The following is a 24,046-nucleotide window of genomic DNA, read 5'->3' as shown; positions in this document are numbered from 1 at the left end:
TCCCCGCGCGTGCCTGGTTAGAACGGCTCTTCTACTGCTGCGTTTTTGCCTCCTCTTCGTGTTTGCTCTCTCGATTTGATGCGGGCCTTCGCGGCCATGCTGCTGTGCTGAAACCGGTATGACTCATTCCCGGTTTCAACAATGTGGCAGTGATGCGTCAGCCGATCCAGCAACGCCGTCGTCATCTTGGCATCACCGAATACACCCGACCATTCCGAGAAGCTCAGGTTCGTCGTGATGATCACACTGGTGTGCTCATACAGTTTCGAGAGCAGGTGAAACAGCAAGGCTCCTCCCGTTTGGCTGAACGGCAGATAGCCAAGCTCGTCGAGTATGAGCACATCCATGCGCATCAACGATGCGGCGATTCGCCCGGCACGGCCATCCTGTTTCTCGCGTTCGAGTGCATTGACCAGATCGACCGTCGAATGGAATCGCGCCCGCTTACTCTGCGTGGTGATACCCGACACCGCGATGGCGGTCGCCAAATGCGTCTTGCCTGTCCCGGGCCCGCCGATAAGCACCACGTTCTGCGCTGTCTCGGTGAATGATAGCGTTGCCAATTGCTCTACCAGCGGCCGATCAGCCTTGGAGGCGGCGAAGTCGAATCTGGCCAGGTCGCGATGTACCGGAAACCTGGCCGCATTCAATTGGTTTCTCACTGAGCGCATGTGCCGGTCCGTTGCTTCGGCTTGCAGCAGGTGTTCGATCAGCCATTTCGACGAATCGGTCGATGCAGACCCTTGTGCGATCAGGTCTGTCCATGCACCGGCCATGCCATGTAGCCGCAAATCCTTGAGTTCAGCAGTGACATCACAGCGCATGATCAATCTCCTCCGCATTGAGGTGAGCTTCAGCGTCATGCCTCAGCTCATCATATCGGCGGGTATTGGCCAGCGGCACATCCTTGAGCTGCAAACTCGTTTCCACATTCGGTGGAAGGGGCGGCGCATTCAGCCGTCCCAGTACGTTGAGGACGTGTTCCACACTCAACACGCCGGACTCGATGACCAGTTCCACCGCAACAATAACGGCTTCAAGCCCCGCCCGTGGTACGGCGGCCAGCACCTGCGCCATGCAGCGATCTCCGCCCGGATCGCGCATCAGCCCCTGCCTGAGCTGTCTGAGTGGTACAGGCATGTCTGCGAACGGGGCGCCATTGCGCAGCGCTCCCGGTTTGCGTTCGATCAGCGTGATGTAGTGTTGCCAGTCGTAGCGAACATGTCCACGTTCTGTCTCAGGCGCTCGTGGCAGGCAACAAGTGTGTCGTCCGACACAACGATGACTTGATTGGGATAGAGCCGGACGCTGACCATCTTTCCCGCCAGCTCGCATGGCACGGAGTAGTGGTTGCGCTGTACATTGATCAGGCACGTGCTCGATACACGAGCCGGATTTTCAACATACCCATCAAATTGAACCGGCATGGGCATCATGTGCGCGCGCTCCTGCTCCAGCAGGTCGGCTACGCTAAGCTCCTTGTACTCGGGATGGTGCAACTCGCCCCATAATGCCCGGCAGCGATCACCCAGCCACACATTGAGTTCGACGAATGAACCGAACCGCTGGTTCTGCGCTTCCAGCCAGATGCGCCGCCGACTGTCCTGTACGTTCTTCTCGACAACGCCTTTCTCCCAGCCGGATGCCACGTTGCAGAAATCGGCATCGAACAGGTAGTGCGCGCGCATCACGGCAAAGCGCGCATTGACCACGCGTCCCTTACCTTTGTTGACGCGATCAACGGCAGTCTTCATGTTGTCGTAAATGCCACGGCGAGGAATGCCACCCAGCGCCGCAAAGGAGCGCGTATGGGCATCGAACAGCATCTCGTGCCCTTGGCCCGGATACGCCACCAGCCAGAATGCCCGACTGGCGCACAGCTTCAGGTGCGATACCTGTATGCGCCGGTAAATGCCTCCAATTACCAACCCTTCTTCGCTCCAGTCAAACTGGAAGGCTTCGCCAAACTCAAATTTCAACGGCACAAAGGCGTGGGGCTTCTTGCCTGAGTCAGCACGCCAGTTGCGAATGAACGCAGTCACCTGGCTGTAACCGCCCGTGTAACCATCCGTCCTGATTTGTGCAAACAGATTTTTGGCGGTGCGCCGATTCTGTTTGGGGCGATGGGAATCCGCTTTGAGGGCTTGTTCCAGTGTGGGGTGAAACGCGCTGAGCTTGCAGTCCGCCTTTATCCTGCGGTATTTCGGCGGTACTGCTTTCTCTTCCGCCCTTAGCCATTTGCGTATCGTGTTGCGCGATAAGCTCGTGCGCTTTGCTATCGCATGCAGCGACATTTTGTCGCGTAAATACATCCGCCGTATCTTGCCTATCATTTCCATAGTGATCACCTTTATCTCCTGCCCAAAAATTGGACAGGGCAAGTAGAACACCTGGGTCACTTTTGAATCAGCAAACCACCTCTACATGGGTCAGTTTTCGGTCAGCGACAACACCGCAGCGGGCATGCAGACTTGCGGCGCGCTCTGTATATGCCTGGACTGGTGGCGCGCAGACACAATCCGGTGCTACGCGCTTTCGGAGATAGACTGAGTACGACAGGATTGGCGCCGAAGGCGGTGGTGGGAGCAGTGATGCGCAAACTGGCACATCTCATTTACGGGGTAATCAAATCGGGGCAGCCGTTTGATGTCAATCATTCAAGTCTCAGACTTGACTTACAAGACGGTATCTGACTCTATTGTGTTCCTTGTGCTATTTCTTCTCAAAACTGCCGGTTTGTTCATGGAACCCCGGTCAGCTTGTTATTCAGGCTCCGGGCCGGTTGACGTCACAACAATCCTGTCATTCTCATTCAAAAGCGTAATATGAAATTTTTCCTTTTTTTCTTCGCTGGTGTTGCAGGTTTTGACGAACTTCCAGCCAGACCCGGTTCCAGAAGCTTGGTTGTCTATATAATAAACGTCGCTGCCATAATCTATACTGATGCATGATTGTAGAAACTTATAGGCGCTAGTATAGGCACTGTTCAGCTCCGCTGTCCCGGCTTGCCGGATGGTAACCTCGCTTGTCATAGAAATCATTTTATCAAGATCGCCTTTCCTGGCGTAATCAATAAATAAATTCATTACCGATTCAAATTCATCAGGAGGATTCTTTTGCATAACACGTGCAATACGATCAACATCCTCCTGCCCGCCGGAGCAAGCGATGACAGACAATAAAACAAATAAAATGACAATGAATATTTTAACTTTCATCACGGAACCTCATTTGGTTAATTTGTCCGTATATCAATAGGCCCTGCTTGTATGAGAGGACGTGGAATCCGCAAAAGTCCTATCACAAGAGTCGTTTTAGAGTTTTGATAGACGGACTATCACTGAATGAAGACCCTATTGATAGGTGTAAGGGCTCGCGTTTGAAAACGGTCGGGCTCGCATTTATCGCTATTTTTGGCCCAGATTAACTGCAAATGAAAACCGGTTGGGCTCAGATTAATTGCAAATGAGCTTGAATTTATCCGCGTAGGCTCGCAATCATCTGCCGCCGACTCACGCTATTTGCAGATGAAATTTTAGCATATCCGTAGAGCATTGTAATGGTTTAGTGAACCCAGACACTTCCAAAGGCAGAATTTATACTGTCAGCAGAGGTGAGCATGAAGACAAACGAGACAAAACACAAGCGCCCCAAATACAGTCTGGAATTCAAGCAGGATGCCGCCAAGCTGGTTCTTGAAAAAGGCTACAGCCTGAACCAGGCTGCCGATCATTTGGGCATATCATTAAGTACCCTGGGACGCTGGGTCCGGGCGGAACGCAAGCAGGGCAATCGCGCTATCTACCCGGTTGACACAACGATGACATAAAATATTTATCTTTGTCCAATAATCGCCAATGCTTCCAGATCCCCGTCTGTATTTTGCCGAACTAAACGATCCACGCCGTGAAACCAGAAACAAACTCCACAAACTCAGTGACATTTTAATGATTGTGCTGTGCGCAGTGCTGAGTGGAATTGAGGATTGGGTAGGCATGGAGGAATTCGCTACGCAAAAGGAGAGCTGGTTTCGCGGATTTCTGGAGCTGCCGAATGGCATTCCCTCGCATGATACGATTAGTGACGTGATGGGCCGGATTGAGAGGAAAGCCTTTGCCGATGCCTTTATGCGCTGGGTTCAGGTGGCGCTGCCGAGCTTGTCGGGCGAGCAGATTTGCCTTGATGGCAAGACATTGCGCGGAAGTCGCGAAGGAGACAAGGCAGTTCACTTGGTGAGCGCCTATGCCGCCAAGGCAAGACTGGTGTTGGCTCAACAAGCGGTGGCGAACAAATCAAATGAAATCAATGCGATTCCCGATGTGTTATCCATGCTGGAGTGGGAAGGGGCCGTCGTCACAATAGACGCAATGGGTTGTCAAAAAAACATTGCCCGCCAGATTGCCGAAGCGGGTGGTGATTATGTGTTGGCACTGAAGGACAAGCATCCTACGCTCTGCGAAGATGTGCGATTATGGCTGGAGACGGAAACAACGAAGGCGGCGTTGCCCGTGCATGAGACGGTAGAGAAAGATCACGGTCGAATTGAGATACGGCGCTACAGCCTGAGCGGGAATATTGACTGGTTGGAGCAAAAGCAGGAATGGGCGGGGCTGGTAGCCGTCGGACGAGTGGAGTCAACGCGTACGTGCGGAGGTAAAACGTCTACGGAATGCCGTTATTACTTGTGTTCGTTCAATGATTTATTACGCTTTGCCGGTATCACACGAGGACATTGGGGAATCGAGAATGGTCAGCATTGGGTACTGGACGTACAATTCGGCGAGGATGCCAACCGAGCGCGCAAGGATCACTCGGCGGAGAATCTGGCGTTGATTCGGCGAATGTGATTCGCCACAATGCGCCATCAAAAGACAGCTTGCGCCGTCGTAAACTTCGCGCATCGCTCAACGACGATTACCGTACCCGCTTGATCTTTGGGGAACAGAAAACATAGCGCGATTGCCCTGCATCAGGTGGTCTGCAGATAAAACTGTCGAGACACGCGGAAGCGTGTCGGTAGATGTCAGGTATCGGTAGATCAATCAATCGTCCCGTGTACCCACCCATGGCGACTCGACGGCGATCCTGTCCGCCGGCTTACTCGTCCTGCGGATTCAGCCGCCTAACCATTCCCGCATAAGTGCCTACAAGCGGACATTCGCCACGGTCACTGCTGGCTGAAACGGTAGAATGGTCAATGGCGTAACAAGGGGTTCCTGGCTTTATAAGCCGGTCTTCTCCAATATCATTTTTCAGACGGCGAGTACCCCGCACGGCCATGACGGCTTGAGACTTGCCGTCGATCTGGGTTGAGTCTTCCAAAGCAACGCCTGCTATATTCAAATGGTAGCGTGCGCCGTATTTCACTGAGAGCGGCACGGCGTAGCCATGACCATTGAGCGAGCGCCACAATGTAACCGCCTTTAATCTTCACACCATCGGCTACCGGGTAGATTTCCGCATCCGCTTGGATATCAACACCGTATTCTTTGGCGGCAGCTACGAGAGCAATAACGCGATCAAGTTGGCCGATGTTAAACGCACGTTGGAACTGGACTCGGTCACATCGCTTCCCAACGATTTCATAAATGTGCGTACGGCGGCCAATCTCGGCATACCGGTTGCGGAATATGCGCCAAAATCGCCGGTCACGCTTTCCATACTCAAACTGGCCGAAACGCTTAGCGGCAATAGGCGCGCCGGAAATCAGGGGTTGTTCAAAAGGTTTCTGTCTTCGCTGTTATCGGATTTGACTGAGCGCTGAAACAGGAAAAGCTCTTAAAAATATAAGTCCATGAAAGACACGAAAAGCACAAAAATTAAAAGCAATTCCGCTACTGTCGCATTGTAACCTTTCAGACACCCCACTCAGACACCCCACGATTTTAAGAATTTTCCGTTCGTCCTGAACTTGTCGAAGGATGAGTGGAAAATTCTATAGCGTTGATAGTTAATCCGTTCATGGTTCGACAGGCTCTCCAGCCGCATTCGCGGCGCTACGCCCACGAACGGATTCTTTAGCGACATTGAAAAAAATGACAAGGGGTGTCTGAACGGTTACAGCGCATTTTGTTGAATAATAAATGCGTCGCTCCGGCAGGGAATGCCGGCTTTTCTTCGTACAAGGCCGACAAGGTGAATGGTTACCATTTTTCCACCCTTTTTTCGTGCCTTTCGTGGACCATAATCTTTTCCTAACCCAAATCCCCCCACAAGGTTTGTACTGCCGCCAATGCCGCCAGCGCCGCGGTTTCTGTCCTGAGTATGCGCGGTCCCAGACGCAAGCCGGTGAATCCCGCCTGTAATGCAAACGTTCTTTCTTTATCGCTAAACCCGCCTTCCGGCCCCGATAATATGACCAAGCCGGCTGCCGGAGACAGTTCTGTCAGCCGTTTTCCATTAAGTGGATCCAGTAACAGGCGCAGGCCTTGCTGCCCTGGAATCCATTCGGCTAGTTCTTGCGGCTGCCGCAGCTCAGGAATACGATTTCTTCCACATTGTTCGCAGGCGCTTTGAATTACTTTAAACCAATGCTGCCAGCGCTGCTGCTTGCGCGCCGCGTTGAGTTGCACCACGCAGCGTTCGGTAAACAATGGCGTAATGATATTGGCGCCCAGTTCCACGGCTTTTTGTATCGCCAGATCCATGCGTTCGCCACGCGAAATACCCAGCCCCAAGTGTGTATGTAAACCGGATTCTCGATCCACCGAAGTAGGTACTGCGCCCAATTGGATGGCGAACCGAGCGCCGGTTGCGTCAAGTACGGTTGCCGTGTATTCCTCCCCGTCGCCATTGAAAACGCTTAACTGAGCGCCTTTTTGCAGACGCAGTACCGTGTGCATATAGTGCGCGCTCTCCTGATCCGGCGTCAGCGTCGAACCGGCAGTCAGCTTGACCGGCAGGTAAAATCGTGAGATGCGCATTTTTTAATCCATAGTCGCCAGATCGATGCCTTGCTCTGCTACATCAACCATCAAATCGATTTCTTCACTGTTAATCACATAGGGCGGCATGAAGTAAACCACATCGCCCAACGGGCGCAACAGCATGCCATTTTCGAGTGCGTGTCTATAAACGCGCAATCCACGCCGCTGCTGCCACGGATAAGCGGTTCTGCGTCGTTTATCCTGCACTATTTCCAAAGCTAATATCATGCCGGTTTGGCGAATCTCGGCCACATGCGGATGTCCGGCCATGCGCGCCGCCGCTGAGCCCATATAAGCTGCCAGTTCGCGGTTGCGCTCAAGCACAGGCTGTTTTTCGAAGATGTCGAGCGTCGCCAGGGCGGCGGTACAGGCAAGCGCATTGCCGGTGTAGCTATGCGAGTGCAGAAACGCCTTGCCTGTCGTGTATTCGTCGTAGAAACCCTGGTAAATTTCCTCGCGCGTCAATACGGCGGATAACGGCAGATAACCGCCAGTCAAGCCCTTGGAAAGACACAGCATATCCGGGGTGATATCTGCCTGCTCGCACGCAAACAGGGTGCCGGTGCGTCCGAATCCCACCGCTATTTCATCCGCTATCAGATGCACATGATGGCGATCGCAGGCTACACGCAGCAGTTTCAGATAAATCGGATCGTACATGCGCATGGATCCGGCGCACTGCACCAGCGGTTCGATTATTACCGCGCATATTTCTCCCGCATGGCGCGTCAATGCGGCTTCCATGTCGGCAAACCTTTTGATCGTGTGGTCGCGCCAGGATTCCCCCTCATCACGATAATAACAATCCGGGGATGGAACCGATATCACATCCATCAGCAACGGCGCATAGGTCTGCTTGTATATAGCCACATCGCCCAGCGCCAGTGCGCCCAGTGTTTCACCATGATAACTGTTGGTCAGCGTGATAAAACGCGTTTTTTGCGTGTCGCCGCGATTTTTCCAATAGTGATAGCTCATTTTCAGCGCTACCTCTATCGCCGAGGAACCATTATCGGCGTAGAAACAGCGTGCAAGTCCGGTTGGAGTCAGACTAAGCAGGCGTTCTGCGAGGCTTATGGCCGGTTCGTGGGTAAAGCCGGCCAGAATGACGTGTTCCAGTCGTTCCAGCTGCTCATGCAGCGCGGCGTTGATGACGGGGTTGGAGTGACCGAACAAATTGACCCACCAGGAGCTGATGGCGTCCAGATAACGGCGGCCCGCATAATCTTCGAGCCAGACGCCGTGGCCGTGCCGTATCGGGATCATCGGCACTTGTTCGTGATCCTTCATCTGGGTGCAGGGGTGCCAGAGCACCGAGAGATCCCGGTCGACGTAGGCCTGATTTTGATCAGCCATTCCGGTTTGTGCCGTCAAGCCGGATTGTTCCCGTGCAAACCAAGATTATGCCAAATAGCCAGCGTCGCATCCGATTGATTGAGCGTGTAGAAATGAAGTCCTGGCGCGCCTTGCTCCAACAGCCGCCGGCAGAGTTTGCTGACAACATCTATCCCGAAAGTCCGGATCGTGACACGGTCATCGCCAAACACTTCCAGTCGCTTTCTGATCCAGCGCGGGATATCGGCGCCGCATAGCTCCGAAAACCGAGCCAACTGGGTATAGTTGGTAATCGGCATGATGCCGGGGACGATGGGGATGTTGATATTTTGCTTTTCGCAGTCGTCGATAAAACGGAAGTAGGCTTCGGCATTATAAAAATACTGGGTAATAGCGCTGTCTGCTCCTGCTTCAACCTTGCGTTTGAAATTGAGCAGGTCTTTTTCCGCATTTGCCGCCTGAGGATGCACTTCCGGGTAGCCTGCTACTTCAACGTGAAAATCATTGCCGGTTTCCTGCCGGATAAATTCCACCAGTTCGTTGGCATAGCGTAATTCTCCGGTGGTCAGCATGCCCGAAGGCATATCGCCGCGTAATGCGACTATGCGCTTGATGCCCTGCTCCCTGTAAGCATCCAGCATTTCGCGGATGTAGCTGCGTGTAGAGGCAATACAGGATATGTGAGGCGCGCAGGCGATCCCCATACCCTCCTGTATGCTTACAACCGTTTCAAAGGTTTTTTCACGCGTGGACCCGCCGGCACCAAAGGTAACCGAGCAATAGGACGGGTTGATTTGCCTGAGTTGTGCAACTGTGTTTTTGAGCGCCAGCTCCGCGGCTTCGGTCTTGGGCGGAAACAGTTCAAAACTGAATGATTTTGGATAGGCTCGTTGGGAATTCATGATTGTTCGTCACTTTTTGTAAGCGGGTACGCATTGCTGCGTACCCTGCGGGACTGAATAGTCAGTGCGTCAAATCAATAACGGTAATGCTCCGGTTTATACGGGCCGGCCTTGTCCACGCCGATATAGGCAGCCTGCGTTTCGCTCAGTTCGGTCAACTGCGCATTCAGTTTTTTGAGCTGCAGGCGCGCCACCTTTTCGTCCAGATGCTTGGGCAGCGTGTATACGCCCACCGGGTATTTTCCTGATCCTTTCCGATGCTCGCCCCAAAGTTCGATCTGGGCGATGGTCTGATTGGCGAATGAGGAACTCATTACATAGGAAGGATGTCCGGTCGCGCAGCCCAGGTTCACCAAGCGTCCCTTGGCCAGTAGAATAATACGCTTGCCGTCCGGGAAAATGACATGATCAACCTGCGGTTTGATTTCTTCCCAGCCATAGCCTTCGATGGAAGCGACGTCAATTTCGTTATCGAAATGTCCGATATTACAGACGATCGCCTGGTCCTTCATTTTCGCCATGTGATCGTGGGTGATGACATGGTAATTACCGGTCGCGGTCACGAAAATGTCGGCCTTGTCCGCAGCGTATTCGAGGGTAACCACGCGGTAGCCTTCCATAGCCGCCTGCAATGCGCAAATCGGATCGATTTCCGTTACCCAGACCTGGGCGGACAATGCGCGCAATGCTTGCGCGCAGCCCTTGCCGACATCGCCATAACCGGCAACCACGGCAACCTTGCCCGCAATCATCACATCCGTGGCGCGCTTGATTCCGTCGATCAGCGATTCACGGCAACCGTAGAGGTTGTCGAACTTCGACTTGGTCACGGAATCGTTTACGTTGATGGCCGGGAACTTCAGCTCGCCGCGCGCGTGCATCTGGTATAGACGATGCACCCCGGTCGTCGTTTCTTCGGTAACCCCTTTAACAGCTGCCAGCTTCCCGGCGTATTGGCCCGAGTTATCGGCTATTCTTTTGCGTATGGCGGCAAACAATACACGCTCTTCTTCACTGCCCGGCGCATCCAGTACCGACGCATCGCTCTCGGCGCGGGCGCCGAGGTGCAGCAGCAGGGTGGCGTCGCCGCCGTCGTCCAATATCATGTTGGAAGGCTTGCCGTCCGGCCATTCGAATATGCGATGGGTGTAATCCCAGTAGTCTTCCAGCGATTCTCCCTTGTATGCGAATACCGGTATGCCTGCCGCTGCAATGGCCGCCGCGGCGTGATCCTGGGTGGAAAAGATGTTGCATGAAGCCCAGCGTACTTCCGCGCCCAGCGCAACCAGGGTTTCTATCAGTACTGCGGTCTGGATGGTCATGTGCAGCGAACCGGATATACGCACGCCCTGCAGCGGTTTGGCCGCTGCATATTCTTCGCGTATGGCCATCAACCCCGGCATTTCGGTTTCCGCGATACGGATTTCTTTTCTGCCCCATTCGGCGAGATTTATATCCGCGATGACATAATCATTAAAAGAGGTGTTTACTACAGCGTTCATGTTTACTCCCAAGAGTTGATACATCTCTACCGGTTCCATACCTGCTCCGTCACGATGACGGAAACCGGTAGAGTCGAACCGAGCGCCGTTTAATCCCATGTGCTTTGCTGAGCCTGGCGGGCTCCGTAAATCCGGGCCGTCGCAACGCTCCTCAGCCAGCACAGTCCGCCGGACCTGGCGGTGTTCGAGTATCGCGCTACAGCTTATAAACCAGCCGCATCGCGCAAGGCTTCCGCCTTATCGGTTTTTTCCCAGGTGAACGTATTTTCCGTTCTTCCGAAATGTCCGTATGCTGCGGTCGGGCGATAAATCGGATGCAGCAGGTCGAGCATTTTGATCAGGCCCTTCGGGCGCATATCAAAGGTGTCGCGTATGATTTTCGACAGGCGATCCTCGGCAATTTTCGCGGTGCCGAAAGTTTCTACTGCAACCGATGTCGGTTCGGCCACGCCGATGGCGTAGGAGACCTGAACCTCGCAACGATCGGCCAATCCGGCAGCCACCACGTTTTTCGCAACATAGCGGCACATATAGGCAGCGGAACGATCTACTTTCGACGGGTCCTTGCCGGAGAATGCGCCGCCGCCATGGCGCGCCATGCCGCCGTAGGTATCGACGATGATTTTACGTCCGGTCAATCCGCAGTCGCCTACGGGACCGCCGATAATAAACTGGCCGGTCGGGTTGATGAAGTAGCGCGTTTCCTTGTGCAGCCATTCCTTGGGCAATACATGGCGGATAATCTCTTCCATAACCGCTTCGCGTATATCCGCCTGACTGACTTCCGGCGAGTGCTGGGTAGAGAGCACTACCGCATCGACCGCTACCGGTTTGTTGTCTTCATAACGCAGGGTAACCTGGCTTTTGGCGTCGGGACGCAGCCATGGCAGGATATTGTTCTTGCGTACATAAGCCTGCCGCTGCACCAGACGATGCGCGTAAGTAATCGGGGCCGGCATCAGCACATCGGTTTCATTGCTGGCGTAGCCGAACATCAGGCCCTGATCGCCCGCGCCCTGTTCATGATCATTACTTTCATCCACACCCATGGCGATGTCGGGAGACTGTTTGCCGATTGCGTTCAATACCGCGCAGCTCTGCCAGTCGAAGCCGATTTCCGGCTTGTCGTAACCGATATCGCGCACTACGTTGCGTACCAGCTCCTCGGTATCTACCCAGGCATTGGTGGTCACTTCGCCTGCCAGCACCACCATTCCGGTTTTGACCAGGGTTTCCACCGCTACGCGCGATTTGGGGTCCTGCGCCAGCAACGCATCCAATACCGCGTCCGATACCTGATCCGCTATCTTGTCGGGATGACCTTCGGATACGGATTCGGATGTAAATATAAAATTCTTACTCACATTAAGTTCCTTTAAATCAGGGAAGGGAGATAATCGCTCAAAACCCTTCTATGGTGTACCAGGGAGATTAAGATATGCCGGGGCGCGCCGTGATTGCACTCCCTTTCTTCCCCCAATGATTTTCCATCATGGTATATTTCATGGTTGGTCTTTCCAGTCTTATTCAGGGCCTGGTCCGCAGAGAGGCGGTTAACGGCTTGCTATGAAGCTCAGCCTGGCTCTGACAAGAGCTGCATGCGGTTTTTAGCCACCATGCGCAATAGCTAAATAATGGTCTATTATAACAGCATAAATGCAAGCCAAAAGGTAACTATTCAGCGAGTATTATTGAGTCATTACCAAAGCGGCCGGAAATAAGGCAAGCCAGTCGAGACACGCGGAAACGTGTCGGTATTTTAACTGCGTTGCGAGTCCAACCCCCTTCGGACTACGTTCAGGGCAGACCGTAGAAAGCCCTCCTTGGGTACAGAAGGTCTCACCTGGCTCGCCTCGCTTCATTTCCCGCGGGTGTGCCTGGATAGTTACGCCAAAGATCCGTTGTCCGCGGCTACGGCAAGCTTTCATATCCGGCCCGTGCGCCATTATTGGGACCCCATCACGGCTATAAATTCGAGCCGCAATATTTATGAGCAAAAAGCCCCCACCGAGTTCAGCATTACCAGCGCAAGTCGCCGATCCTCCCCCGCCGTTACCCGTGCAGGCAATGTCTTTATATGCCGATGGACGTTATCGGGAAGCGCTTGCCTTGCTGGAGAGCGGCGTGAGCCTCAATTATTCAGACAATGTTCAATTACTGAGTTACGCCGCAGACTGTGCCGTTTTATCAGAACAACGAGACAAGGCCGCGCTTTTTTTTCTGCGCATTTTGATGATCAAGCCGGATTTTGCCGAAGCGCACAACAGCCTTGGCAATCTGTTTATGGAGCTTATGCGTTACGAGGAAGCCGAAGCATGTTTTCGCCAGGCTCTGGCGCTCAAACCCGGCTACTTCAAGGCATGCTATAATCTTGGCAATCTGCATTATATATCGAAGCGTTACGATGAGGCCGCCGCCTGCTATAGCCGCACGCTCGCGCTTAACCCCGATTTAACCGAGGCGCATTACAACCTGGGCGCTCTGTTTCAGGAACTGAAACAGTATGATGATGCCGCAGCCTGCTATAGTCGGGCGCTGGCGCTCAACCCCGGTCTAACCGATGCGCACTACAACCTCGGCACCCTGTTTCATGAACTGAAGCGTTACGATGATGCCTCCGCCTGCTACCGTAAGGCGCTGGCGCTCAAACCGGATTTTGCCGAGGCGCACAACAATCTCGGCATCCTGTTTCAGGAGTTGAAGCATTACGATATAGCCGAATCCTGTTTTCGCCAGGTGCTATTGCTCAAACAGGACCGCGCGAATGCGCATTACAATCTGGGCGTCGCCCTGAAAGGGCTCGGCCGGCAAAACGAGGCCGAGGCCTGCTACCTGAGGGCTCTCGAGATCAAGCCGGAGTATGCGCTATGCCGCCTCGCGCTGGTAATGAACACTTTACCGATGATTCCTGCGGATACAGGCGCTGCCGCGAATGCTCCGAGGGAATTTGACGGCGCTTTACAAGCGCTGACAGAATGGCTGGCCTGTCATCCGTTCTGTCGCGAATCTTTCGCGGCGCATGAGAACGAGCAGCCTTTTTATCTTGCCTACCGGCCGGGCGACCACAAGGAACGCCTGTCCCGTTACGGCGATATGCTTACGGCATGCCTCGAACCAATACCGGCCTTACCCTGCGCAAAACATGACAGAATCCGCCTTGCAGTCGTCACGCACCATTTCTACCGGCATTCGGTCTGGGACGTCCTTATCCGCGGACTGCTGGCGCATCTTGACCGCGAACGCTTCGAGGTGTTTCTGTATCACACCGGTAACAATGAAGACGAACAAACCGCTCTTGCCAGAGCAGCGGCCGATACCTGGCGTGACGCCCACAGCGTTGCCGGTCTGCGCGGCTTACTCGATGTTTTAGCCGCTGATCGGCCCGATGTCATCTATTACCCGGAAATCGGAATGGAACCGCTCGCGTCGAAGTTAGCCTGTTTTCGGCTTGCGCCGCTACAGATAGCGGGCTGGGGCCATCCCATTACCACCGGGTTGCCGGAAATCGATGTTTTTTTCTCAGGCGAACTACTGGAACCACCTGACGCAGACGCCCACTACCGCGAGCATCTTATACGCTTGCCCGGCACCGGCTGCTGCACGACGCCCATCGAAATAGCGGCGGAACAGCTTCCTCAATTATCCGAGTACCTGACCAGTCTTAGCGGTCCGGTGTTCCTGATCGCACAAATGCCATACAAATTCGATCCTGCAGATGACGCTCTTTTGAGCGATATTGCCTCCGCCATAAGCGGGAGCACCTTCATTCTTCTTCAGCATCCCAATTATGCCTGGGCTACGGACCGGTTGCTTGTGCGGATCGGCAATGCGTTCCGCACACAAGGGCTGGACCCTGGCCTGCGCTTACTGGCTATACCCTGGCTATCCAGAGCAAGATTTTATGGCTTGCTGGATCTCTGCGATGTCTATCTCGATTGTCCGGCATTTTCAGGATACACCACGGCATGGCAGGCTATACACCGTGGACTCCCTATTATTACCCTTGAAGGCCAATTCATGCGCCAGAGACTGGCCGCCGGATTGTTGCGCCAGACAGGCATGACAGACACCATAGCCGCCTCTACAAAGGAATACCTGGATATTGCGATGCGGCTCGCGGGGGAATGCCGTGATCCTGTGGCGCGTACAGCGCGTCGTCGAGCATTAATGAACGCCGCTCCGCGCGCTGACAATGATGTGAGCGTGGTGCGGGCTTTCGAACAGGCCATAAACGATGCGCTGGTGGCGAAGGGATTTACTTATGGATAAGAGCCTTGTATCTATTCAGCTGCCATTACCTATCTCTTTAGCCTGAATCCGTGGTAGTTAGAATCAACAGTATGATTTTAAAAGAAATTAACGTTCATTTTGGGTGAAGCAAAAAGCGGCGCATCCATATGAATTCCATGAATATTCCGAAAATCGACCACGGATTCAGGTTTAGATTTGCTTTTAAGGCTGGCTGTGTACGCATCGGGAACGAACAACCCGATTATTCAAGCAATCACCGGGCGCTGGCTACGGCCAGCTCATCCCAACAGGTGGTGTAACGCGGCGATTTGATTGCAGATTTCACCTTCCATCGCTGTTCGTATCCTTCTGCCGCCAGACGCAAAGTCCCCCGGCCCATTTGCCGGTTGATGGAGTCCAGCGTACTCATCAAGGCTTTGCGCCTATTTATGCCGGCCGGCTCAGGATCATCGAAGAGCTGCATTTGCCTGCTGCGCGGTGTGTCAAGCTCCAGCAATATAACGCCTACTTTCTGGTAGCGATGGCCGGGACGGTAGATTTTCTGCAATGCATGCAGCGCGGCTTTTACCAATCGCATTGTGTCGTCGGTCGGGGCGGTCAGCGCGACCGTCAGCGCGGCCTGGTATTGCGGCTCTCGATCCTGGAACGGATTTGTGCGGACATAAATCTGCACCGCGCCTGCCACAGCCCCCTGGGAGCGCAGTTTTTCAGCAGCGCGGCTCGTATAGGCCGTCGCCGCTTCGCTCAGCTCCGGCAGGCCGGTCGCCAATTGACCGAAAGTGCGGGAACACATGATTTGCTGCTTCGGCGGAATGATATCTTCCAGCTCGAGACACTGCTCCCCCTGCAACTCCAGTATGATACGCTCCAGCACCACGCCAAATCCCTTACGCATTGACTTGGGATCGGCATCCCGTAATTCCTGCACGCTGTGTATGCCGCGCCGTTTCAGGCGCTCGGCAATACGCCGGCCGACACCCCACACTACGCCTACATCCACTGCGGACATTAATTGCTTTTGTTCGTGCGGAGAAAGCTGTCCGTAATGAAATACGCCGCCGAATCGGGGCTGTTTTTTGGCGACATGATTGGCGAACTTGGCCAGCGTTTTGGTCTGTCCCATACCGACGCATACCGGCAACCCGACCCAGCGCCGGGCACGGGCGCGCATGGATAATCCGTATGTGTTGACTTCGCCTTGATGCATGCCGGCCAGGTCGAGAAAACACTCGTCTATGGAATAGACTTCCTGTTGAGGACTGAACTCTGCAAGCGTTGCCATAATCCGGTTCGACAAATCGGCATACAGCGTGTAATTGCTCGACAGCGCCACAACGCCGTGACGCCGGGCCAGATCCTGAATTTGAAACCAGGGCGCGCCCATCCTGACGCCGAGCGCCTTAACTTCCTCGGAACGGGCAATGCAAATGCCGTCGTTATTGGATAACACCACCACCGGCTTGCCGGCAAGTTTCGGGTTGAAAACCCGCTCGCAGGAAACATAAAAATTATTGACGTCCACCAACGCAATGACACGGGTCATGGCAGCAGCTTGTGTATAACGCTGGTCACTACGCCCCAAATTTCCAGCTGTTGATACTCCCCTACAGGGATGGGTGGGAACCGGGGATTTTCCGCCCGCAGCTCGACGACGCCGCTCTGATCAAACCACAACCGTTTCACCGTCAATTCGCCGTCCAGCACCGCGATCACTACGGTTCCGCTGGCCGGCGCAAGCGAGCGATCCACTATCAGCGTATCGCCGGGGTTTATGCCGGCGCCGGTCATGGATTCGCCCTGGACGCGCAGAAAAAACGTAGCCGCCTTATTACGGATCAACTGCTCATTCAGGTCTATACGATCTTCCACATAATCGTCTGCCGGTGAAGGGAAGCCCGCCGATATGCGGTTGAGAAACAGAGGCAAAGGGAGCAGCGCCGGCCTTTCAGCCGCGCGCCCGATTTTTCCGAATTCGGCGCTGATTCGGACAACTGAACAAGAGCTGGCGGCGCGCTTGCTCTGCTCCAGAAATCCGCGTACCCGGTCAAGCTGACTGTTAGGCACACGCACCGCGGTCGTAGCTTCACCAAAAGGCCCCGCGCCCGGTTTACGGCCTGCCCCAGGGCTTCTTTGTCGTGGTATGGAATCTTTCATGGCATGCTCCGCGTTATCTTCTAATTAGTGTACAGTAATTAGAGGCGCCTTGCCTGATTCCCTATATCACTGTAGCTATACATACAGACCGGGTATTTATAATATGGAATAGATGCTATTCCCAGCCTTGGCTCTTATCAAACGGGTTGAGCAGTTGCGGATAGACTACAATAGCACTTGCCGTACATCCAGCCCGGTATCTGTTTAATGAACAAAAAACTAACGCCATTCGTGCTCGCAATCCTGCTGCCTTTGCTGGCACTGGCGGCTCAATCGCTGCTATGGACGCATATCCAGCCGCTGGTCCTGTTTTTATTCTATCCTGCGGTCTTTTTTGCCGCCGAACTGGCCGGTCTTTACGCCGGGCTGGCGGCAACGGCGCTATCTGTTTTGCTGGTTAATTTTTTCTTTACTCCTTCCCTGGTTGCACTTCCCACCGGAAATCGCTCGTCGCAATACACCATAGCCGGTTTCATCGCGATGGGCATACTGTTCAGTCTGTGCAAGGGCATCAATAACCGTAAAACAACGGCGCAATTTCAGATTTTGTTCGGAAATATGCTCAACGGCTATGCCCATTGCCGCATGATTTACATCAGCGGTTTTGCCACGGACTTCGAATACCTCAACGTCAACCCTGCTTTCGAGCGATTGACCGGCCTACGGAATGTCATTGGCAAGAAAGTCAGCACGCTCATCCCCGGTATCAGGCGCGACAATCCCGAGTTGATCGAGATTTACGGACGAGTTGCGCGGACCGGCGAAGCGGCGCAGTTTGAAACCTATCTGGCAGCGCTGGATATCTGGTTTTCGGTTTCCGTCTACCGTCCCCGGCCCGATGAGTTTGTCGCAGTGTTCGAGAACATTACTGCCCGCAAAAAGGCCGAGCAAGCGGTTGTTCACAGCGAAAAGGAGTTTCGCTTGCTGGCCGAAGCCATGCCGCAAATCGTTTGGATCACCCGGCCTGACGGCTGGGTAATTTATATCAACCATCAATGGGTGGATTATACCGGCCTTTCATTGGATGAAAGCTACGGCCATAACTGGACCAAGCCTTTTCATCCCGACGACCGGCAACACGCCTGGGATGCATGGCAGCACGCAGTAAACAATATTGCTTCTTATAATAACGAATGCCGGCTGCGTGGAGCCGACGGCATTTTTCGCTGGTGGCTGATCCGCGGCGTGCCGGTTTTTGACGAAAACAGACAGATTTGCAAATGGTTTGGCACTTGCACCGATATAGACGAGTACAAGAAATTCGAAGCCGCTCTGCTAAAATCCCGCCAGAACATGCAAACCTTCATCAAACAGGCGCCGCTCAGCATTGCCATGTTCGATCAGCACATGAATTACCTGGCTGTCAGCGATAGATGGTTAATGGAGTTCGGTCAAGATCACGAAACTCTCATCGGTCATAACTACTATGAGCTGCATCCTGAGTCAGCGTCCAAATGGAGGGTAATCCATCAGCAGGGGCTGACCGGAGCCACCCTGAAGAGTGACGATGACTTTTGGATACGGGAAGACGGCAGTAAATATTGGCTACGCTGGTCGGTATCTCCCTGGACCGATGAACATGGCAATACGGGCGGCATCATTATCTCCACAGAGAATATTACCGAGCACAAACTTGCCGAGCAGCAACTTAGAATAGCCGCCACAGCTTTCGAATCGATGGAGGGTATGATAATCACCGATGCCGACGCCAATATCATCCGGGTAAATCAGGCCTTCAGCGGCATCACCGGCTATACCTCTGACGAAGTCATCGGCAAAAATCCGCGTATTCTGCAATCGGGCCGTCAGGATGCCGGTTTTTATAACATGATTTGGGATAGCGTCAGCAATACGGGCAGTTGGCAGGGTGAAATATGGAACCGGCGTAAAAATGGAGAAATCTACCCTGAACACCTCAGCATCACCGCAGTGAAAGACGCGGATGGCGCCATTACCAATTATGTCGGCACCATTTTCGATATCACCAGAAGCAAAACGGCGGAAGAGCAGATCACGCGATTGGGTTTTTACGACTTTCTAACGGGACTGCCCAACAGACGGCTGCTTCTCGACCGGCTCAGCCTGGCTTTCGCATACAGCGCCCGCTACGAAACAATAGGCGCGCTGCTGTTCATAGATCTCGACAACTTCAAGCTTCTGAACGATAGCCTGGGTCATGATCTGGGCGATTTGCTGTTGCAACAGATTGCTGCGCAGCTGGCCGCATGCGTCAGAGATGGTGACACCGTTGCCCGCCATGGCGGAGACGAGTTCGTGTTAATTCTGAATGACCTGGGCAAACAGGCCCTCGAAGCGGAGCAGCTGGCAAAAGCCATTGCCGAGAAAATTCTGGTCAGAATCAACCGCCGTTACCAGCTCGATAAGCACGAATATAACAACAGCTGCAGTATCGGCGTTGCTTTTTTCGGCGATAGTGAATTTTCCGCCGATGAGCTGTTAAAGCAGGCCGACATCGCGATGTATCAGGCCAAGAAAGCCGGACGCAACGCTATAAGATACTTTAGCCCTGAAATGCAGGCCAGCATCATGGCGCGTGCAACGCTGAAAGCTGAGTTACACCACGCACTCGAGCGTCGGCAATTCCAGTTGTACTACCAGATTCAGGTAGACAGTTCGAATCGGCCGGTAGGGGCCGAAGTGTTGATTCGATGGATACATCCTGGGCGAGGGCTGGTTCCTCCCGCGCAATTCATCCCGCTTGCGGAACAGAGCGGATTGATACTACCCATCGGCCAATGGGTAGTGGAAACGACTTGCGCCCAGCTCAAGAGCTGGCAGCAAAGCGCCCTGGCCCATGACCTTGTGTTATCGCTGAACGTGAGCGCCAGACAATATCACCAGGCGGAATTTGCCGCCCAGGTGCGGGATGCCATATTGCGCCATGACATCAATCCGGCACTGCTAAAGCTAGAGTTGACCGAGAGCATGTTGATAGACGATATTGACAGCACTATCGACACCATGAAATCCTTGAGCGAAATCGGAATTCAGTTTTCGCTTGATGACTTCGGCACCGGCTACTCGTCCCTGCAATATCTTAAACGTCTGCCGATATTTCAACTTAAAATAGATCAGTCATTCGTGCGCGATATCGTCACCGATAACAGCGATAAGGAAATCGTGCGCGCCATTATTGCCATGGCGCAAAGTTTAAATATTAATGTCATTGCCGAAGGTGTCGAGACGGTAGAGCAAAGACAGTTTCTGCTCGATAACGGCTGTACCAACTTCCAGGGCTATCTGTTTGGCAAGCCTGTACCGATAGACCAGTTCGAAGCGCTTCTTCTAAAACCGGACTACCGAGATAGCTCGCCGATATCGTGAGACGTTTGACGTATCATTTGACAGCCCGCCAGCCTGTCAGATATCCAGATTGGATACTTCCAAAGCATTGTGCTCGATAAACGCCCTGCGAGGCTCCACCTCATCCCCCATCAAGGTTGTAAATACTTCGTCGGCGGTGATCGCGTCATCAACCTTCACCTGTAGCAGACGGCGTGTGTTGCTATCCAGCGTGGTTTCCCATAGCTGCTCGGGATTCATTTCACCCAGCCCTTTATAGCGCTGTATATGCTGGCCTTTCCTGACGTCGGCCATCATCCATTCGAATGCCTGTTTGAAGTTTTTTACCGGCACCTTTTTGTCTTCTGAGCCAACGCTGGTTTGGTCGCCAAACAGTCCTTCCATTTTTGCTCCCAGCGCCATGATACGTGCGTAATCGTTTGATGCAAAAAATGTCGGCGTTATTTCAAAATAATTGGTCACGCCATGCTGGCGCTTCATGACCTTGACCGCAAACTCTTCCGCATATGGGTCAAAGTTGAATTCTATGCTGTATACGGCTGTTTTTACCGTTTTATCGAGTTGCCGCTGCAATGCCGTGAACCATTCCTGGCAGCGCGGACCGTCTTTCATGGTATCCGCGCGCATCTGCGGCAACTCCTGCAATACCTCCAGGAAAGCCTCATCAAAACGATGGCTGTGCCGCGCAATAATGCTGCGCACGGTCAGATATTCTTTTGCAAGCTGTTCAAGCCCGGCGCCCTGTATAGGCGGTGCGCCTTCACCGATATACAGCCGGGTTTTTTCCAGCGCCATTTGCAACAGGTAATTATCCAGCTCTCCGTCATCCTTGACGTAGTATTCCTGTTTACCTTTTTTCACTTTGTACAGGGGCGGCTGCGCGATGTAAATGTATCCGCGCTCTATCAGTTCCGGCATTTGGCGGTAAAAAAATGTCAACAGCAGGGTACGGATATGTGAGCCGTCGACATCGGCATCGGTCATGATAATAATTCTGTGGTATCGCAGCTTGTCCGGATTATATTCATCACGGCCTATGCCGCAGCCCAGCGCCGTTATCAACGTTCCGACTTCTTCAGACGACAACATGCGGTCGAATCGGGCTCGCTCCACGTTCAGGATTTTTCCTTTCAGCGGCAAAATCGCCTGGGTCCGCCGGTCTCGTCCCTGTTTTGCCGATCCGCCGGCCGAGTCGCCTTCGACAATAAACAGTTCGGACAAAGCCGGATCACGTTCCTGGCAATCCGCCAGCTTACCTGGTAATCCGGCGATATCCAGCGTCGTTTTTCTACGCGTCATTTCTCGCGCCTTACGCGCCGCTTCGCGCGCTCTGGCGGCATCGATCATCTTGCCCGCAATTAAACGCGCTATCGACGGGTTTTCCAGCAGGAATGCGTCAAATTTTTCATTCATCGACGACTCCACCGCCGGACGAACTTCCGATGAAACCAGCTTGTCCTTGGTCTGCGATGAGAATTTGGGGTCCGGCACCTTCACCGAAAGTATGGCGGTCAAACCCTCTCGTGCATCGTCGCCCGAGGTAACAATTTTTTGTTTCTTTTGTATACCCTGAGCTTCGATATATTGATTCAGCGTGCGCGTCAGCGCGCCGCGAAAACCGGCCAGATGGGTTCCGCCGTCGCGCTGTGGGATATTGTTGGTATAACAATAGATATTTTCCTGGTAGGAGTCGTTCCACTGTAACGCAGCCTCGACAACTATGCCGTCTTCACGCTCTGTACTGAAATAAAATACTTTATCGAACAACGGCGTCTTGTTTTTGTTCAGATGTTGAACAAAAGCCTGTATCCCGCCTTCGTATTCGTATACATCCTCACGCGCAGTGCGTTCGTCATGCAGCTCGATGCGCACACCGGAATTCAGGAACGAAAGCTCTCGCAAGCGCTTGGCCAGTATTTCGTAACTATATTCTATGTGCGTAAATGTTTCGGCGCTGGGTTTAAAACGTATCTTCGTGCCGCTCCCTTGCGCTTCTCCTACTTCAGCGAGCGGTGCAAGCGGGTCGCCATGACGATAGCTTTGCTTGTATAAACGTCCGTTTTTTCGCACCTCCAGCTCCAATGTTTCCGAAAGCGCATTGACCACCGACACGCCCACGCCGTGCAACCCACCCGATACCTTGTAGGCATTATCGTCAAACTTTCCACCGGCATGCAGCACCGTCATAATCACTTCCGCCGCCGAACGCCCTTCCTCCTGATGGATGTCTACCGGTATGCCGCGCCCATCATCGCTCACGCTCACGGATTCGTCAGGATGGATAATCACTTTTACGCTTTTGCAATACCCGGCAAGCGCTTCGTCGATTGAGTTATCTACAACCTCGAAAACCATATGATGCAGGCCGGTGCCGTCATCGGTATCACCGATATACATACCCGGGCGTTTTCTTACCGCATCCAGCCCTTTCAGTACCTTGATATTGCTACTATCGTATTCGTTGGCTTGTTGCATACTCATCAGTTATCCTTATGCGATTATTCTTCACCCACAAGAGGGGTTGGAGAGTGAGATAGTTATCAATCTGTGCGCCCATACAACCGCTTCAGTTCGAGTGTATGACCTTGCCATGTTCCACGTGAAACATGGCTGATCCCGCAATTACGTTTGCTGCACACTCAGGATGCTCAACAAAAGTAGCAAAAAATTGCGATGGCTGATTCATAATAAAATGCATGACTCTTTTCAAATTTTTATTATCCAGTTCGGATGCAAGGTCATCTATCAGCACGGTACACCCGGCTTCGCCTTGCTCGTCTACCAATCTCACTTGCGCTAATAATAATGCCATAATTAACAGCTTCATTTGTCCTCGAGACAAAGTAAGTCTGGCAGGCCGCCCCTTTAACAAAATGGAAAAATCAGCCTTATGCGCACCAGAACCTGTATACCCCAGCCTCTGGTCGGCTTGAGCTTCGGCAGCTAGTGCAGTCAACAATGTTTGTCCTGTCGGCCACCCCTTGTTCAATTTGAGTACAAAATTCTCGTCTCCCAACAAAGCTGCCGTCGCAGCAGCAAAATAGGGCTGCAGCATCTCAAAATAAATATGTCGAGCATCAGCCACGGCTTCGCCATGAATAGCCATCTCCTGATCCCATATCGCGAGATTTGTATCGATGTTACCGGATCTAAGCGCAGCATTACGTTGACTCAGCGCACGGGAGTATCCACGCAAATGATCTAAAAACCGATGTTCCACATGGAACGCTCCCCAGTCCATTATCTGACGCCGCGCCTTGGGCGCTTCAACCATAAGCGCGGTGCTTGATGGCTGTATCAATAATATAGGTAATGCTGCGACCAGTTCAGCGGAGCTTAATACTCGCTGACCGGAAACAGATATTTCGCGGTGTCTCCCGGATAAGCGTACGCCGATCTGAACCGGCGCACGCGATTGCGAAGCCACGCGAGCGGAGACTACCAACGATTCTGCACGCTCTCGTATGACTTGTGCAGCAACTCTTGCTCTGAATGAGCGTGCGCGCCCCAGAATATAAATGGCCTCCAGCAGAGATGTTTTCCCACTCCCATTTTCACCTATCAGTAGATTAACCCGCTCGCCAGGATCAAGCACAGCAGACTCGATATTACGCACATTGCTTACTGATAACCGCTCTATACTCATTCAACA

Annotated in this window: 17 protein-coding genes, 1 pseudogene and 1 riboswitch; of the genes and pseudogenes, 5 read left to right on the top strand and 13 right to left on the bottom strand. The window is 53.2% G+C overall.

The genetic code is table 11. The annotated features are described in order from the left end of the window. Positions 1-17: 17 nt before the first annotated feature. The 3 genes and pseudogenes from istB to F6R98_RS20615 all read right to left on the bottom strand — a co-directional run bounded on the left by istB (position 18) and on the right by F6R98_RS20615 (position 3,218). Positions 18-824 carry an IS21-like element helper ATPase IstB gene (gene istB / locus F6R98_RS20630; RefSeq protein ID WP_153249941.1) on the bottom strand — a complete coding sequence of 269 codons (807 nt, stop codon included), beginning with the start codon at positions 822-824 and terminating at the stop codon, positions 18-20. Continuing rightward, a pseudogene (gene istA / locus F6R98_RS20625) lies at positions 814-2,339 on the bottom strand (IS21 family transposase). Before istA ends, istB begins: the two are co-directional and overlap by 11 nt. 423 nt (positions 2,340-2,762) lie before the next feature. After that, complete coding sequence (locus F6R98_RS20615; RefSeq protein ID WP_153250688.1) at positions 2,763-3,218, bottom strand: hypothetical protein; 456 nt, start codon at positions 3,216-3,218, stop codon at positions 2,763-2,765. A gap of 401 nt (positions 3,219-3,619) precedes the next feature. Between F6R98_RS20615 and F6R98_RS20610 the strand changes: the two genes are divergently transcribed. Continuing rightward, a complete protein-coding gene (locus F6R98_RS20610) occupies positions 3,620-3,829 on the top strand; it encodes a transposase (RefSeq protein ID WP_153250687.1) in 210 nt (69 codons plus the stop codon). 28 nt (positions 3,830-3,857) lie between these two features. Then, on the top strand, positions 3,858-4,847 hold the full coding sequence (locus F6R98_RS20605) for an ISAs1 family transposase (protein ID WP_153250686.1): 990 nt from the start codon (positions 3,858-3,860) through the stop codon (positions 4,845-4,847). Positions 4,848-5,097: 250 nt separating this feature from the next. Here F6R98_RS20605 and F6R98_RS20600 read toward each other — a convergent pair whose 3' ends face one another. Further along, positions 5,098-5,379: a hypothetical protein gene (locus F6R98_RS20600; RefSeq protein WP_153250685.1), complete on the bottom strand. Its 282-nt coding sequence runs from the start codon at positions 5,377-5,379 to the stop codon at positions 5,098-5,100. 16 nt (positions 5,380-5,395) lie between these two features. Between F6R98_RS20600 and F6R98_RS20595 the strand changes: the two genes are divergently transcribed. After that, the gene (locus tag F6R98_RS20595) at positions 5,396-5,764 is read left to right on the top strand and encodes a P-loop NTPase family protein (RefSeq protein ID WP_153250684.1); all 369 of its coding nucleotides are present in this window, start codon (positions 5,396-5,398) and stop codon (positions 5,762-5,764) included. 430 nt (positions 5,765-6,194) lie between these two features. Here F6R98_RS20595 and F6R98_RS20590 read toward each other — a convergent pair whose 3' ends face one another. From F6R98_RS20590 to metK, 5 genes are all read right to left on the bottom strand, one after another. Continuing rightward, the gene (locus F6R98_RS20590) at positions 6,195-6,923 is read right to left on the bottom strand and encodes a 16S rRNA (uracil(1498)-N(3))-methyltransferase (protein ID WP_153250683.1); all 729 of its coding nucleotides are present in this window, start codon (positions 6,921-6,923) and stop codon (positions 6,195-6,197) included. Between the two features lie 3 nt (positions 6,924-6,926). Beyond that, positions 6,927-8,282, bottom strand: a complete 1,356-nt coding sequence (locus tag F6R98_RS20585; protein WP_153250682.1) for an adenosylmethionine--8-amino-7-oxononanoate transaminase — start codon at positions 8,280-8,282, stop codon at positions 6,927-6,929. 14 nt (positions 8,283-8,296) lie between these two features. After that, entirely contained in the window at positions 8,297-9,163 is an 867-nt protein-coding gene (gene metF, locus F6R98_RS20580; RefSeq protein ID WP_153250681.1) for a methylenetetrahydrofolate reductase [NAD(P)H], read from the bottom strand. A 74-nt stretch (positions 9,164-9,237) separates the two neighbouring features. Further along, positions 9,238-10,665 carry an adenosylhomocysteinase gene (ahcY, locus tag F6R98_RS20575; protein ID WP_153250680.1) on the bottom strand — a complete coding sequence of 476 codons (1,428 nt, stop codon included), beginning with the start codon at positions 10,663-10,665 and terminating at the stop codon, positions 9,238-9,240. Between the two features lie 73 nt (positions 10,666-10,738). Then, a riboswitch (S-adenosyl-L-homocysteine riboswitch) is annotated at positions 10,739-10,824 on the bottom strand. A gap of 44 nt (positions 10,825-10,868) precedes the next feature. After that, on the bottom strand, positions 10,869-12,029 hold the full coding sequence (gene metK / locus F6R98_RS20570) for a methionine adenosyltransferase (protein WP_153250679.1): 1,161 nt from the start codon (positions 12,027-12,029) through the stop codon (positions 10,869-10,871). Positions 12,030-12,654: 625 nt separating this feature from the next. On the opposite strand from metK, the gene F6R98_RS20565 reads away from it, so the two are divergent. Next, positions 12,655-14,934: a tetratricopeptide repeat protein gene (locus tag F6R98_RS20565; RefSeq protein ID WP_153250678.1), complete on the top strand. Its 2,280-nt coding sequence runs from the start codon at positions 12,655-12,657 to the stop codon at positions 14,932-14,934. 235 nt (positions 14,935-15,169) lie between these two features. On the opposite strand, the gene F6R98_RS20560 is transcribed toward F6R98_RS20565, so the two are convergent. Both F6R98_RS20560 and F6R98_RS20555 read right to left on the bottom strand, forming a co-directional pair. Continuing rightward, the gene (locus F6R98_RS20560) at positions 15,170-16,459 is read right to left on the bottom strand and encodes a Y-family DNA polymerase (RefSeq protein ID WP_153250677.1); all 1,290 of its coding nucleotides are present in this window, start codon (positions 16,457-16,459) and stop codon (positions 15,170-15,172) included. After that, entirely contained in the window at positions 16,456-17,070 is a 615-nt protein-coding gene (locus tag F6R98_RS20555) for a LexA family protein (protein WP_153250676.1), read from the bottom strand. Before F6R98_RS20555 ends, F6R98_RS20560 begins: the two co-directional genes overlap by 4 nt. A gap of 207 nt (positions 17,071-17,277) precedes the next feature. On the opposite strand from F6R98_RS20555, the gene F6R98_RS20550 reads away from it, so the two are divergent. Further along, entirely contained in the window at positions 17,278-20,415 is a 3,138-nt protein-coding gene (locus tag F6R98_RS20550; RefSeq protein WP_153250675.1) for an EAL domain-containing protein, read from the top strand. Between the two features lie 36 nt (positions 20,416-20,451). Here the strand turns inward: F6R98_RS20550 and gyrB are convergent, their stop codons facing one another. Both gyrB and recF read right to left on the bottom strand, forming a co-directional pair. Beyond that, positions 20,452-22,875: a DNA topoisomerase (ATP-hydrolyzing) subunit B gene (gene gyrB / locus F6R98_RS20545; protein ID WP_153250674.1), complete on the bottom strand. Its 2,424-nt coding sequence runs from the start codon at positions 22,873-22,875 to the stop codon at positions 20,452-20,454. Positions 22,876-22,960: 85 nt separating this feature from the next. Beyond that, complete coding sequence (gene recF, locus F6R98_RS20540; RefSeq protein ID WP_153250673.1) at positions 22,961-24,040, bottom strand: DNA replication/repair protein RecF; 1,080 nt, start codon at positions 24,038-24,040, stop codon at positions 22,961-22,963. Positions 24,041-24,046 lie beyond the last annotated feature (6 nt).

Source organism: Candidatus Methylospira mobilis, from assembly GCF_009498235.1.
Lineage (GTDB): Bacteria > Pseudomonadota > Gammaproteobacteria > Methylococcales > Methylococcaceae > Methylospira > Methylospira mobilis.
Note: the sequence above shows the minus strand (reverse complement) of the source record. Positions and strands in the feature narration are given on the sequence as shown.

Bases quoted from the DNA above. Each gene is read 5' to 3' on its own strand.
- istB (WP_153249941.1), bottom strand. From the start codon at position 824: ATGCGCTGTGATGTCACTGCTGAACTCAAGGATTTGCGGCTACATGGC.
- F6R98_RS20615 (WP_153250688.1), bottom strand. From the start codon at position 3,218: ATGAAAGTTAAAATATTCATTGTCATTTTATTTGTTTTATTGTCTGTC.
- F6R98_RS20610 (WP_153250687.1), top strand. From the start codon at position 3,620: ATGAAGACAAACGAGACAAAACACAAGCGCCCCAAATACAGTCTGGAA.
- F6R98_RS20605 (WP_153250686.1), top strand. From the start codon at position 3,858: ATGCTTCCAGATCCCCGTCTGTATTTTGCCGAACTAAACGATCCACGC.
- F6R98_RS20590 (WP_153250683.1), bottom strand. From the start codon at position 6,923: ATGCGCATCTCACGATTTTACCTGCCGGTCAAGCTGACTGCCGGTTCG.
- F6R98_RS20585 (WP_153250682.1), bottom strand. From the start codon at position 8,282: ATGGCTGATCAAAATCAGGCCTACGTCGACCGGGATCTCTCGGTGCTC.
- metF (WP_153250681.1), bottom strand. From the start codon at position 9,163: ATGAATTCCCAACGAGCCTATCCAAAATCATTCAGTTTTGAACTGTTT.
- ahcY (WP_153250680.1), bottom strand. From the start codon at position 10,665: ATGAACGCTGTAGTAAACACCTCTTTTAATGATTATGTCATCGCGGAT.
- F6R98_RS20565 (WP_153250678.1), top strand. From the start codon at position 12,655: ATGAGCAAAAAGCCCCCACCGAGTTCAGCATTACCAGCGCAAGTCGCC.
- F6R98_RS20560 (WP_153250677.1), bottom strand. From the start codon at position 16,459: ATGACCCGTGTCATTGCGTTGGTGGACGTCAATAATTTTTATGTTTCC.
- F6R98_RS20555 (WP_153250676.1), bottom strand. From the start codon at position 17,070: ATGAAAGATTCCATACCACGACAAAGAAGCCCTGGGGCAGGCCGTAAA.
- F6R98_RS20550 (WP_153250675.1), top strand. From the start codon at position 17,278: ATGAACAAAAAACTAACGCCATTCGTGCTCGCAATCCTGCTGCCTTTG.
- gyrB (WP_153250674.1), bottom strand. From the start codon at position 22,875: ATGAGTATGCAACAAGCCAACGAATACGATAGTAGCAATATCAAGGTA.
- recF (WP_153250673.1), bottom strand. From the start codon at position 24,040: ATGAGTATAGAGCGGTTATCAGTAAGCAATGTGCGTAATATCGAGTCT.